This window comes from Ruegeria sp. AN11, assembly GCF_056536005.1.
Window position 1 is genome coordinate 896965 of the sequence record NZ_JBQFJD010000001.1, and the last position, 12685, is coordinate 909649.

The 12685-nt window shown below is 57.6% G+C and carries 13 protein-coding genes; 6 read left to right on the top strand and 7 right to left on the bottom strand.

Translation table 11 applies throughout. The features are described 5' to 3' along the window. Positions 1 to 82 precede the first annotated feature (82 nt). The 3 genes from ligA to ACR3EQ_RS04385 all read left to right on the top strand — a co-directional run bounded on the left by ligA (position 83) and on the right by ACR3EQ_RS04385 (position 4657). A complete protein-coding gene (gene ligA / locus ACR3EQ_RS04375; RefSeq protein ID WP_170615073.1) occupies positions 83 to 2335 on the top strand; it encodes an NAD-dependent DNA ligase LigA in 2253 nt (750 codons plus the stop codon). Beyond that, positions 2332 to 4422, top strand: a complete 2091-nt coding sequence (gene recG / locus ACR3EQ_RS04380; RefSeq protein WP_480489830.1) for an ATP-dependent DNA helicase RecG — start codon at positions 2332 to 2334, stop codon at positions 4420 to 4422. Before ligA ends, recG begins: the two co-directional genes overlap by 4 nt. A gap of 112 nt (positions 4423 to 4534) precedes the next feature. Further along, entirely contained in the window at positions 4535 to 4657 is a 123-nt protein-coding gene (locus ACR3EQ_RS04385; RefSeq protein WP_321253024.1) for a hypothetical protein, read from the top strand. 184 nt (positions 4658 to 4841) lie between these two features. Here ACR3EQ_RS04385 and ACR3EQ_RS04390 read toward each other — a convergent pair whose 3' ends face one another. Both ACR3EQ_RS04390 and ACR3EQ_RS04395 read right to left on the bottom strand, forming a co-directional pair. Continuing rightward, entirely contained in the window at positions 4842 to 5480 is a 639-nt protein-coding gene (locus ACR3EQ_RS04390; RefSeq protein WP_170615071.1) for a MarC family protein, read from the bottom strand. A 59-nt stretch (positions 5481 to 5539) separates the two neighbouring features. After that, positions 5540 to 5992, bottom strand: a complete 453-nt coding sequence (locus tag ACR3EQ_RS04395; protein WP_170615070.1) for an iron-sulfur cluster assembly scaffold protein — start codon at positions 5990 to 5992, stop codon at positions 5540 to 5542. Positions 5993 to 6040: 48 nt separating this feature from the next. Here ACR3EQ_RS04395 and hisI point away from each other — a divergent pair, with 48 nt between their 5' ends. Further along, a complete protein-coding gene (hisI, locus tag ACR3EQ_RS04400) occupies positions 6041 to 6430 on the top strand; it encodes a phosphoribosyl-AMP cyclohydrolase (protein ID WP_170615069.1) in 390 nt (129 codons plus the stop codon). Between the two features lie 6 nt (positions 6431 to 6436). On the opposite strand, the gene gluQRS is transcribed toward hisI, so the two are convergent. The 4 genes from gluQRS to ACR3EQ_RS04420 all read right to left on the bottom strand — a co-directional run bounded on the left by gluQRS (position 6437) and on the right by ACR3EQ_RS04420 (position 10418). Beyond that, complete coding sequence (gluQRS, locus tag ACR3EQ_RS04405) at positions 6437 to 7354, bottom strand: tRNA glutamyl-Q(34) synthetase GluQRS (RefSeq protein ID WP_480489833.1); 918 nt, start codon at positions 7352 to 7354, stop codon at positions 6437 to 6439. Next, positions 7351 to 7965, bottom strand: coding sequence for a methyltransferase domain-containing protein (locus ACR3EQ_RS04410; protein WP_170615067.1), 615 nt, complete (start codon positions 7963 to 7965; stop codon positions 7351 to 7353). The genes gluQRS and ACR3EQ_RS04410 overlap by 4 nt, the downstream gene beginning before the upstream one ends. Before the next feature lie 37 nt (positions 7966 to 8002). Next, positions 8003 to 9343, bottom strand: coding sequence for a methylenetetrahydrofolate--tRNA-(uracil(54)-C(5))-methyltransferase (FADH(2)-oxidizing) TrmFO (trmFO, locus tag ACR3EQ_RS04415; RefSeq protein ID WP_480489835.1), 1341 nt, complete (start codon positions 9341 to 9343; stop codon positions 8003 to 8005). A 262-nt stretch (positions 9344 to 9605) separates the two neighbouring features. Next, positions 9606 to 10418 carry an enoyl-CoA hydratase gene (locus ACR3EQ_RS04420; protein WP_480489837.1) on the bottom strand — a complete coding sequence of 271 codons (813 nt, stop codon included), beginning with the start codon at positions 10416 to 10418 and terminating at the stop codon, positions 9606 to 9608. 30 nt (positions 10419 to 10448) lie between these two features. Between ACR3EQ_RS04420 and ACR3EQ_RS04425 the strand changes: the two genes are divergently transcribed. Then, on the top strand, positions 10449 to 10892 hold the full coding sequence (locus ACR3EQ_RS04425) for a PaaI family thioesterase (protein ID WP_480489838.1): 444 nt from the start codon (positions 10449 to 10451) through the stop codon (positions 10890 to 10892). 59 nt (positions 10893 to 10951) lie between these two features. Here ACR3EQ_RS04425 and ACR3EQ_RS04430 read toward each other — a convergent pair whose 3' ends face one another. Beyond that, complete coding sequence (locus ACR3EQ_RS04430; protein ID WP_170615063.1) at positions 10952 to 11179, bottom strand: DUF1127 domain-containing protein; 228 nt, start codon at positions 11177 to 11179, stop codon at positions 10952 to 10954. Between the two features lie 99 nt (positions 11180 to 11278). On the opposite strand from ACR3EQ_RS04430, the gene ACR3EQ_RS04435 reads away from it, so the two are divergent. After that, positions 11279 to 12682, top strand: a complete 1404-nt coding sequence (locus tag ACR3EQ_RS04435; RefSeq protein WP_170615062.1) for an aminotransferase-like domain-containing protein — start codon at positions 11279 to 11281, stop codon at positions 12680 to 12682. Positions 12683 to 12685: the final 3 nt, after the last annotated feature.

Consider the following 12685-nt stretch of genomic DNA (forward strand, 5'->3'; position numbering starts at 1 on the left):
CTCACTCACGAACAGCACGACTGGACCTGGCCATGACCTCGCCCTATCACTGAGGTCCAAGATCACGTGACAGGGCGAGGCCATGAGCAACTCCATTTCGGTAACCGACCTGACAGAACAGGAAGCGCAGGAAGAACTGGCGCGCCTTTCTGACCTTCTGCTGCGCGCCAATACCCAATATCACACAGAAGACGCGCCCGAGATTTCGGATGCGGAGTACGACCGGCTCAAGCGCAGAAACGCAGAAATCGAGGCGCGGTTTCCGAATCTGAAACGTCCGGACAGCCCAAGCGAACAGGTTGGTGCGCGCGTCGCTGAAGGGTTTTCCAAAGTTGCACATTCTGTGCGGATGATGTCCCTGGGCAATGCCTTTGACGACGAAGACGTCAGGGATTTTGATCGTTCGATCCGGAAATACCTGGGGTTGCGGGATGATGCGCCGCTTGCCTTCACTGCAGAACCGAAGATTGACGGTCTGTCCTTGTCCTTGCGGTATGAGGGTGGAAAACTGGTTCAGGCCGCAACGCGTGGCGACGGTGAGGTGGGCGAGAACGTAACCGAAAACGCGCGCACGATTTCGGACATTCCTCAAACCATTGAAAACGCACCAGAAGTTCTTGAGGTTCGGGGCGAGGTTTACATGTCACATGTCGATTTCGACGACCTGAATGCGCGTCAGTCACAGGCTGGCGACAAAACATTTGCCAATCCCCGCAACGCCGCGGCCGGGTCTTTGCGTCAGTTGGATGCCTCAATTACTCGGACGCGCCCGTTGCGGTTCTTTGCCTATGCCTGGGGCGAATTGTCAGAACCTTTGGCCGACACGCAAATGGCTGCGATTGAACGGCTTGCAGGTTTCGGGTTTGCCACAAATGCGCTGACCCGGCTGTGTGAAACAACCGGTCAGATGCTGGACCATTATCGGGACATCGAGGCGCAACGCGCAACGCTTGGCTATGACATCGACGGCGTTGTTTACAAGGTGAACGAACTAGCTCTTCAGGCCCGGCTTGGGTTTCGGTCGACCACACCTCGCTGGGCGGTGGCGCACAAGTTTCCCGCAGAACTGGCCTGGACCCGGCTTGAGGCCATCGATATTCAGGTCGGCCGAACCGGCGCGCTTAGCCCCGTGGCCCGGCTGCACCCAGTGACGGTTGGCGGGGTCGTCGTTTCCAACGCGACGCTGCACAACGAAGACTACATAGCCGGTCGCGATGCAAAAGGCGGAACAATCCGAGATGGCAAAGATATTCGGGTTGGCGACTGGGTTCAGGTCTATCGGGCAGGCGATGTGATCCCAAAAGTGGCGGACGTGGATCTGTCAAAGCGTCCCGTCGACTCTGTTGTTTTCGAATTTCCAACACGGTGCCCTGAATGCGGAAGCGAAGCGATCCGGGAGGACGGGGATGCGGTTCGCCGCTGTACGGGAGGTATGATTTGCCCGGCACAGGCCGTTGAAAAGCTGAAGCATTTTGTATCTCGCAAGGCTTTCGATATCGAAGGTCTGGGCGCCAAACAGATCGAAATGTTTCATGACGACCCGACGCTACCGATCAACACGCCTGCGGATATCTTCACTCTGAAAGAGCGTGACGCCAAAAACCTGGCGCGGTTGAAAAACAGGGATGGGTGGGGCGAGACCTCGGCCGGAAATCTGTTTGAAGCGATTGAGGAGAAGCGCACGATCCCGTTGGCGCGACTACTGTTTGCGCTGGGGATACGCCACGTTGGTGAAGTGGGCGCACGGGATCTTGCGTTGTTCTATCGGGATTGGGAAGCGATGGCGCAGGCCATTGATGCAGCCCGGCCGGCTGCCCTGGCCCAACGCGCTGCGGATGAAGCAGAGGAGGCTGAGCGCCAAGCCGCGACAGCCGGCAACCGAAGAGCACGGATCAAGGAAGCGCGCGATGCCGCGATAACCGGGTTGGATGTCCCGAAGGCGGCTGCACAGGCCTGGTCCGATCTGACAGGCATTGACGGCATCGGTGCGACTTTGGGGCTGTCCTTGTCCGATGCTTTCGCAAACTCGGAAGAGCGTCAGGCGTTTGACGATTTGCGCAGACACCTGACGATCATAACGCCGGAGGCCCCGGCATCCGACAGCCCGGTGGCCGGAAAAACGGTTGTATTCACCGGAACGCTTGAAAAGATGACGCGTGCGGAAGCTAAAGCTCGGGCAGAAGCGTTGGGTGCCAAGGTTTCAGGTTCGGTCAGTCAGAAAACCGACCTGCTTGTGGCAGGTCCCGGCGCGGGGTCAAAGGCCAAGAAAGCGGCGGATCTTGGGATTACGACGTTGGATGAAGACGGCTGGCTGCAGCTGATCGGGGATGCATGAGCGGCCGCCCTGAACCCCTGTTCCCACTTTTCGCCCGGCTTGAAACACTTGAAGGTGTGGGTCCGAAAACAGCTCAGTTGTTAGGGCAGATCGGAATCGAGTCACCTCGTGACGTTTTGTTTGCTCTGCCATATGCCGTCATCGACCGGCGGCGGCGTGACACTATTCAGGGTGCAAACCTGCCAACAACACTGACGGTCGAGGTCACGGTCGGCACGCATCGCCCCCCAAGAACGAAAGGCGGCGCGTATCGTATTCACGTCGAGGACAGTCAGGCCGATTTCCAGCTGGTGTTTTTTCACGCGCGTGGCGACTACCTTACAAAAATTCTGCCGCCAGGGGCACGCAGGTTGGTGTCAGGTAAACTGGAGCTGTTCGACGGAATGGCGCAAATGGTACACCCCGATCACGTGGTTTCGCCGGAACAGGCCGGAGAGCTGCCGGAGTTTGAACCTGTCTATCATCTGACCCAAGGCGTGACCCAGAAGACCGCATACAAGGCGGCGCAAAGCGCCTTGGCCCGCGCACCGGATTTGAACGAATGGATCGATCCGGCGCAGGTGGCGCGTCAGAACTGGCAGAGCTGGAAAACCGCCATCCAATCGGCACATCATCCGCAAGGTGCAGATGACGTAGCAATGTTTGCACACGCGCGTGAGCGTCTGGCTTATGACGAATTGCTGGCCCATCAGTTGACGCTGGCCCTGGCCCGAAGCCGGGAAAGGAAGTCGCGCGGAATTGTCAGTACGGCAACCGGCGTTTTGCAATCGAAGGTGCTGAGCAGCCTGCCATATCGCCCCACAGGTGCACAATTGCGGGCCATCGAGGAGATTTCCGCCGACATGGCGTCAGCCGCACGAATGAACCGTTTGCTGCAGGGGGATGTTGGCGCCGGCAAAACGTTGGTCGCTTTCATGGCGTTGCTGATCGCGGTGGAAGCCGGCGGGCAGGGCGTCATGATGGCGCCGACCGAGATTCTGGCGCGGCAGCATCTGGAGGGATTGCGCCCACTCGCGGACGAGGCTGGTGTCGTGCTGGAAATCCTGACCGGACGGGACAAAGGCGCTGAACGCAAAGCCAAGCTGGCCGCGCTGAGAAAGGGTGATATTCAGATACTTGTCGGCACACATGCCGTTTTTCAGGGCGATGTGGAATTCAAAGCCCTGCATTTGGCCATTGTGGATGAGCAGCACAGGTTTGGTGTGCGCCAGCGAATGGAATTGTCGGACAAGGGGAAGGGCGCCGATGTCCTTGTCATGACCGCCACGCCGATTCCGCGCAGTCTGGCGCTCGCGCAATACGGAGACATGGATGTCTCGGTGCTGGATGAAAAGCCGCCCGGACGCAAGCCTGTCAAAACAGCCGTTGTCAGCACGCAACGCATGGATGAGGTTGTGGCCCACCTGAGGCACGCCATCGAAGAAGGCAGGCAGTGCTATTGGGTTTGCCCCCTGGTGGACGAATCCGAGGTTTCAGACCTGACTGCTGCCGAGGAACGGTTCAAGCGGCTGCGCGCGATACTGGGGGATGACGTGGTCGGCCTAGTGCATGGACAAATGCCCCCGGCCGAAAAAGACGCCTCGATGGAAGCCTTTCAATCTGGCAACACCAAAGTTCTGGTAGCAACGACGGTGATCGAGGTGGGCGTAAACGTTCCAAATGCCACGATCATGGTAATCGAACGCGCCGAGATATTCGGGCTGGCGCAATTGCATCAATTGCGTGGGCGGGTCGGCAGGGGCCAGGACGCATCCACCTGTCTGTTGATGTATCAACCACCGCTGAGCGAAGGCGGGCGCAAACGTCTTGAAGTCTTGCGCGAGACGGAGGACGGGTTTCGCATATCTGAGACCGACCTGCAGATGCGAGGAGCCGGGGATCTGATTGGAACCGCGCAATCCGGTTTGCCGAAGTTCCGTATTGCCGATCTGGAACGTCAGGCCGGATTGATGGCGGTTGCCCAGTCAGACGCCAGGGCATTGCTGTCTGCGGATCCGGATTTGACGTCAGACCGGGGCAAGGCCGCGCGAGTTCTGCTATGGCTGATGAAACAGGATCAGGCCATCCGTTTGATTTCAGTAGGTTAGGTGAGAAGTTCCGTTTAGTTCACAAATGTTCTCAAAAAGTTCTTTACCGACTCGGCAAAATATGAGAACAAAAGGTCAACAAAGGATTAAAGCCCTGACCGGAGGTGAACCCATGCTGACCCAGATCAAATCCGCCATTACCCGCTCCCAAGCCACACTTGTTCAGGATGCGGCGGGCGCGGTGTCACTGGTCGTCATGCTGGTGGTTGCCCTTCACCTTCCCGTGGGTTTCTAAGCCTTTCTGCCTGCGATCTCGTGCCGATTAAGCCGCGCTTGTTTCCCCATTTCAGTCAAGGGTGACCTGCCTGTCCCAATTCCCTTGAGGGGCCATGCCTCGGCCCCACGCGGATATCCGGACCCCCACGAGAAACGCATTACCTGCCGCCGCCCTTTCCGCCCGGAAGGTGCGGCGGTTTTTTTTACAACTGGCCCGTTCTGAAGATTTCCATCAGCGCCGATAGAACTGAATTGACCGCAACCGAGGCCAGGATCATTCCCATGACGCGGCTGATGATGGCCGATCCGGAATGCCCGATGACCCGGATGATGGGGTCGGCCAACAACATCAATACCGCGGCAATTGCCAAAACCACCAGCATCACCAGCGCGGTAATTCCCTGATCCGCAAAGCTGTATCGATTGTTGTCGGTCAGAATGACAACAGCCAGCATAGCGCCGGGTGACGCCAAGGACGGCACCGCCAGCGGAAAGATTGCCGGGTTGGGCTTACTTGTGCTGATCGCAGAATCCTCTTCGACCAGGCGCTGATCGGTTTCCGATTTACTTTCCCCGAAAATCATCGTCAGCGCGAACAGGAACAGGATGATCCCCCCAGCCACCTGAAACGAGTTCAGGCCGATATCCAGCGCTTCGATCAGCAATTGACCGAACACAAGAAAAAACAGCAACACACCGGCACTGATCAACGCAGCGAGTAATGCCGTCTTGCGACGTGCCGAAGCCTCGATACCCGCCGTGACGGCAACAAAGACTGGAATTGTACCGATCGGGTCGATCACAACCCAAAGGGTCACGAAATGCTCAAGTAAATTATCCAAAACTCTCTCTCCCCAATTTCAGCCCGGAGACTAGAGAGATTTTCAAAAAAATACCACGTTCAGGCGCAGTTGGCCTGTTCTGCTTTTTCCATCGCCTCGGCCGTCGCGTCCAACGCCAGCAAGATCGAGGCATGCCGGTTCTTGTAATCGCGGGCAGGCATCAGCACCTCAAGCCCGTCAAACGGCGCATCGGGAGCAGGGCCCGCTTTTTTCAACATAGCCGACAACTGTTCGCGCGCCAGTTCCACTTGCGCCCGGGTCGCGCCAATAATGGCCTGACCCACAACCGAAGCAGAGGCTTGCCCAAGCGCGCAGGCTTTCACATCCTGTCCAAAATCAGAAATCCGCCCATCACGCAGTTTGACGTCAACGGTGACAGTGGACCCGCACAACGGCGACCTTTTCTTGACGCTCGCGTCAGGGTGATCCAGCCGGTCCAAATGCGGAATATCCGATGCAAGCGCCAGAATGCGGCCGGAATAGAGCTTGATTAGATCGTTCTCGCCGGACATGGCTTTCCCTCATTGGCTGTTCCTCATACATAGTGGCCAGCCCTCGGGATGCAAAAGGTTTTTGTCATGTCTGAAACACCCGTCTTTGATCCGTCCAACCTGAAATACAACGAATCCGGTCTGGTCCCCGCCATCGCTCAAGATGAGCAGACAGGCGACGTTCTGATGATGGCATGGATGAACGCTGAAGCCATTCAGCGCACGCTGGATTCGCACCGCGTTACGTATTGGTCCAGGTCCCGTCAGTCCTTCTGGGTCAAGGGTGAAACCTCGGGGAACGTCCAGGAACTGGTGGATTTCCGGGTCGATTGCGACCGGGATTGCCTGTTGGTTCTTGTGCGCCAGAAAGGACCGGCTTGTCATACCAACAGACGCAGTTGTTTCTACACTGCCGTAAGAGATGGTGAGGAAGTCGAATTGATGGCCCCGATGTCGTAGCGGCCGCTATAGTCCGACCATCGCACGAATATCACCGGGGCTGACCCCTTCGGCGCGGTATTTGGCGATCGCCCTGGCATCATCACGCTTGGCCAACCGTTTGCCGGTATCATCCCGGATCAGGCGGTGATGGTGGTAGAATGGCGTCGGAAGACCAAGCAGCGCCTGCAGCAGAACATGTATTTGGGTGGCTTCGAACAGGTCCTGTCCGCGAACAACATGCGAGACGCCCTGTGCCGCATCATCCAGAACGACGGAAAGGTGGTATGAGGTTCCCATATCACGCCGAGACAGGACTACATCACCGATGCAGGTTTCCATCTCCTCCGGAGTGAACTCAATCACTCCGGTCTCGCCGTTCGGGCCTTCACCCAATTCCGTGAAACTCGCTACCGATTTCACCGGTCCTCCTGGTATCCTGCGGTCTTTGAAAAGGCTGGCGGCTTTTTTGGTTGCTGCCGAGATGTCCAGACGAAGCGGGATGTCCGATGGCCGCCTGTCTCGGCCTGAACCTCGTTCTTTCAGAGTTCCACGACACGTTCCGGGGTAGATGATTCCATCCGGACCATGCAACGGCGCACCTTCTTGTGGAGCGCTGGCGGCAGCCAGAATGTCCCTTCGATTGCAAGTACAAGGGTAAAGCAGGCCCTGAACCCAAAGATCATCAAGCGCTTTTTCATAAATCGCCGAACGCGCGGATTGGCGTATGACTGGTTCAGGCCAATGCAGGCCCAGCCATCTCAGGTCCTCATAAATCTGGTCTTCCCACATCAACCGCGATCTGGAACGGTCGATATCTTCAATGCGCAGAAGAAACTCTCCGCCTTCGGCAATGGCCATTTCACCGGCAAGCAAGGCAGAGTACACGTGCCCCAGATGTAACGGACCTGTGGGTGACGGAGCAAACCGGGTTACAAAAGTCACGTCTTTTCTACGACATACACTTCGGACTTCAGGTCCAGGCCGGGCAGGTGCGGACCGTATTCGCGGAACAATAGGCGCGCCGCGCCCATATCCAGCCAGTCATTCAATCGAACGGTGTAAGTATGATCCGCAAGCGCATGATCGTTAAAAGAAAATGCAAGCAACCCGCCCTTGGGAAGCGCATGCATCAGCATATCCAATGTCTCGGGCGGGGCTGCGCCGATGCCGATCACGCCAATCGCTGTGATTGCCTTGTACTCACCAGCCGTCAAAGGTTTTGAGTTTGTGATGTCGAAGGTCTTCAGGTTGCGATAAACCCCTTTCGCCTTGGCCCCTTCAAGCATCTGCGGCGTCGGGTCAGCACCGTCGACGATCTGAAAACCGGCATCCCGCAATGCGACCCCGGACAGGCCTGTACCGCACCCGTAATCAAGAATTGGTGTCTGCGCCTCGGGCATTTTGGACCAAAGCGCTTCGGCGACACGTCCCGGCGTGGCATAGCCATTGGCGCCAACCTCGTCATCGTAGGACGGGGCCCATTTCTGATAATGTGCCCGGGTTTCCTGTGGGCCATCCAGATCGTAAGTGTCTTTGAGGTATTTGTCGCTCATACCGGTATGTTAGGCCCGGTTTGCCCGGCGCGTCCAGTCACCAATGCGCAAGCCAGTTCTTCCATTCAGCTTTAGCTCGGTCCGTATAGGCTTTGTAACGGTCCTTTCGCCCGCGCCGTCCGCCTTTGAGGCCGTCAACTGGGCGAAACAGGCCGAAATTTACGTTCATCGGCTGGAAAGTCTTGGCCTCGGCCCCTCCGGTGATGTGATGGATCAGGGCACCCATGGCACTGTCTTGCGGCACTTGAGGTTTCGAAAGACGCATGATTTCAGCGGCGGCCAAACGACCGGCCAACAGACCCATCGCCGCGCTTTCGACATAGCCTTCAACACCCGTGATCTGGCCAGCAAATCGGATATTTGGCTTGGATTTCAGTCGCATCTGCGAATCCAGCAATGTCGGAGAGTTGATAAAGGTATTTCTGTGAATGCCACCCAAACGCGCGAAGCTGGCGTTCTCCAACCCCGGGATCATGCGAAACACCTCGGTCTGGGCCCCGTACTTCATTTTGGTCTGGAAGCCGACGATGTTGAAAAGCGTTCCCAGCGCGTTGTCGCGGCGCAACTGAACCACCGCATGGGGTTTCACGTCCGGTTGATGCGGGTTGGTCAGGCCAACTGGCTTCATGGGCCCGTGCCGCAAGGTTTCACGACCGCGTTCCGACATGACCTCAATCGGCAGGCAGCCATCAAAATACCCTGCAGTTTCACCTTCGTGAAACTCGGTTTTGTCCGCAGCCAGCAACGCGTCGATGAACGCCTCATACTGATCGCGATCCATGGGGCAGTTCAGGTATGCCGTTCGTTCCTCTTCGGTTTCGCCCTTGTCATAGCGCGACTGCATCCAGGCCCGGCTCATATCGATGCTGTCGGCGTAGACGATGGGTGCGATGGCATCGAAAAAGGCCAGCGCCTCGGCTCCGGTCACTTTGCGGATGGCTTCACCCAATTCCGGCGACGTTAGCGGCCCGGTCGCAAAGATCCATTGTCCGTCATCGGGCAGGGCGGTGATTTCCTCTCCGGTGATTTCGATACGAGGGTGCGCCCGCAATTTGGCGGTGACCGCCTCGGCAAACGGATCGCGGTCAACCGCCAGTGCGCCACCGGCGGGCAACCGATACGCATCGGCGGTTGTCATGATCAACCCGTTTGCGGCGCGCATTTCCCAGTGCAGCAGACCGACGGCGTTCTGTTCATCGTCATCCGACCGGAAAGAGTTCGAACAAACCATCTCGGCCAGATTGCCGGTTTGATGCGCAAATGTGCCCACCGTGGGCCGCATTTCGTGAATCACGACTTCCACGCCAAGCTCCGCAGCCTGCCAGGCCGCCTCGGACCCGGCCATGCCGCCGCCCACGATATGCAGTTTCTGTGTCATAAGCTGCCACATACGGCAGAGTGCTGACCGACGCAACAGAACTACGCGCTTCGTATAACGTCCGGATCACGAGGGGGTTCTTGGGGTCGCCGCTGCGGGAATGTCTACGCCGGTGAGAGAGACCAGCTCGGAGGGACCTTCCGCCCACGGCGACCCAAAAGTATCGTTGAGGCCTTAGCCTCGACCCAGCTTTGCCACAGTGTCGCCCTTTTGAAAAGTGCAAAAATACGGACAGTGAGGAAAAAAATGTAAAACAATTGCCTCATTGGTGCCAATTTGGCGGCCGTTTTTCGATAAAAGCCGAGATACCTTCCTCGGTATCCCGATGCAGCATATTTTCCGCCATTACGTCGCCGGCATAGGAATAGGCCTGCTGGATCGGCATTTCGAGTTGCTGGTAAAACGCCTCTTTCCCAATTTTTACGGCGGTTCCGAGCTTGGTCGCCAGGTGTTCGGCCAAAGACATCGTTTCATGTTCCAACAACATTTCCGGCACTGCCCGATTCACAAGCCCCAGCTCAGCTGCCCTTTCGGAAGAAATGAAGTCGCCGGTGGTCAGCATCTCGAATGCATGCTTGCGCGGGATGTTCCGGCTAAGCGCAACCATCGGCGTTGAACAGAAAAGCCCGATGTTTACCCCATTGACGCCAAACCGCGTGCCTTCGGCCGCTATCGCCAGATCGCAAGTCGCGACAAGCTGGCAGCCCGCGGCGGTCGCGATGCCATGTACCTGCGCGATGACGGGCTGGGGCAGAGACTGGATGGACATCATCATTCGGGCACACCGCGCGAACAGGTCCTGAAAATACCCCCGCCCACGGTCCGGAGCCTGGCGACCGGCGGTCATCTGCTTCAGGTCGTGTCCTGCGCAAAATGCCTTCCCGGCACCGGAGAGGATCACTGCGCGGATCGAGGCATCGGATTTCAGTGCGTCAAGCTCGGCCTGCAGCGCCGCCAGCATTTCGTCGCTCAGGGCATTCAGGCGTTCGGGCGCGTTCATTTTCAGATGTGCGATTGCGCCGGTGTCGTTACGTTCCAGAATTGCCATCTTGCCCTCCTGCTGGCTGTGCGCCAACTCTAGGGCGACAAGGCGAGGAGTGGAAGTATGTCGTTGGCGCTGAACAAAAAAGAACTGTCTGATTATCTGGCGCAGGTCTTTCCGCAGGTTCGCGAGGATTTCATGGTCGAGGAATTGTCTGACGACTCGGTCAAAATGCGCCTGATTGTTGCTGACCGGCACCTTCGGCCCGGCGGTACCGTTTCGGGCCCTTCTATATTTGCGCTCGCCGATGTCAGTGTCTATGCAATGGTTCTGGCCAGAAAAGGGCGGCAGGCCTTGGCGGTTACGACCAGCGCTTCAATGGATTTCCTGCGCAAACCCGATGGCGGCGCGGACATGATTGCACATTGTAGTTTGCTGAAACTGGGGCGGACATTGGCTGTCGGTGATGTTCTGATGTTTTCAGAAGGCTCGGACAAACCCGTAGCGCGGGCCAGCATGACATACTCTCTGCCGCCGGAAGGATCGGCTGCGGCCGCTTTTGGATAAAAAAGGCCGGGGGCATGCCCCGGCCAGGGAAGAGGTCCCAATAATGGGACTGGGGATCTCTAGTTCATCCAGAAATAGCGTTTGGTTTCGCGATAGGCCTGATGCCGGGTCAAACCGACATCCTGCAGCAATTTATCGTCCAGCTTTCCAAGATTGACGCGGCTGCGGCGGCGTTGTTCCCATTTGGTGACCGTCGCAGCAAACCGCACTGCCAGCGCGGCGATCAGCGGCAGCCGGGGGCTGTCGGTCAGCAGCATAAGGGCGGGGTTGTGCATTGCGCGTGTCATGTCATGGTTCCTTTCAAATTGTATTGACACAAAGCGTAAATGTTCGGTACATATGATTGATACATTCAGGATTGTGTCAAAATCAAAGGAAGAATTGTAATGGATACAATTTGGCCAGAGTCATTGCCGAAATCCAAAGGTCCCAAGTATACATTGGTGGCCGACACAATCCGAAAAGCCATTGATAACAATATACTGGAAGTTGGTGCGAAACTACCTCCGGTCCGCGAGCTTGCGTATCGACTGCAAATCACGCCCGGCACTGTTGCACGCGCATATACGATTCTGACGGATGAGGGCTTGCTACACGCCGAGGTCGGGCGTGGTACATTTGTAGCCCCGCCACAATCGCCCATTCTGGACGATGTCTGGGCCAGGCAGCTGCATTTGCGGGATGACAAGTACAACGCAAATGTAAGTCTGTTCAGCCCGCGCCTGGCCGATGCAGGGCAGGTGGCTTTGATCCGGGAATGCCTCCAGAAGGTGGCTCAGTCCGATCCCGGCCTTTTCCTGAACTACCCAACGCGTGACGCGTACAAGCCGATGCGTCAGGCGGTGGTCAACTGGCTTTCAGATCTGCCGCTGGGCGCATTGACCCATGATGATATTGTACTGACACACGGCGGACAGAACGGGCTGTGCCTGGTGTTTCAGACTATCTTGCGTGGCCCCAAGCCGGTCGTTCTGGTCGAAGACTTGTCTTACGCCGGGTTCCGCCGGGCCGGAGAGTTGATGCGCGCGCAAGTTGTCGGCGTCAAAATGGACCGGTGGGGAATTGATCCGGACGCGATGGAGCATGTTTTGCGCCAGACCCCGGCACAGGCTGTTTGCGTCTCGCCCGAAGTACAAAACCCGACCGGGTCACACACGCCACTGGAACGGCGAAAAGAGGTTGTCGAGGTCGCCCGCCGCTATGACGTTCAGATTATCGAGGACGATTGTTATCGCATGGGGGACGCCCGCGAGCCAAGCTATCGCGCGTTGGCGCCAGAAAGGGGATGGCACGTTTCTTCGATCTCGAAAACTCTGACGCCGGCTCTGCGGGTCGGGTTCGCCATCGCACCAAGGGAGCGTAGCGTGGATCTGCGCCGTTCGGCAGAATACGGATATTTCGGCCTGGCGCAGCCGCTGGCCGAACTGACACGTCTGTTGCTGTCAGATCCCCGGACCCGAAAGGTGACGCAGGATGTGCGCAAACGGATGGGGGAATATGTGCGCGTGGCGGTAAACGCACTGGGCGGCTTCGATCTGAACTGGGCACCGGACGTGCCGTTTGTCTGGCTAAACCTTCCATCGGGGTGGCGCGCCGCAGCCTTCAGCCGCGCGGCGGAGCGTGAAGGAATTCAACTGCGCTCGGCAGATGAATTCGCACTGCGCGATGGTCGCGCCCCGAACGCGGTACGCATTGCCATGAACGGGCACGTGTCACTTGAACGATTTGAAGATGCGATGCACCGCTTACGGGCTCTGCTAGACAACCCACCCGAACAAATCAGTGTCTGATTG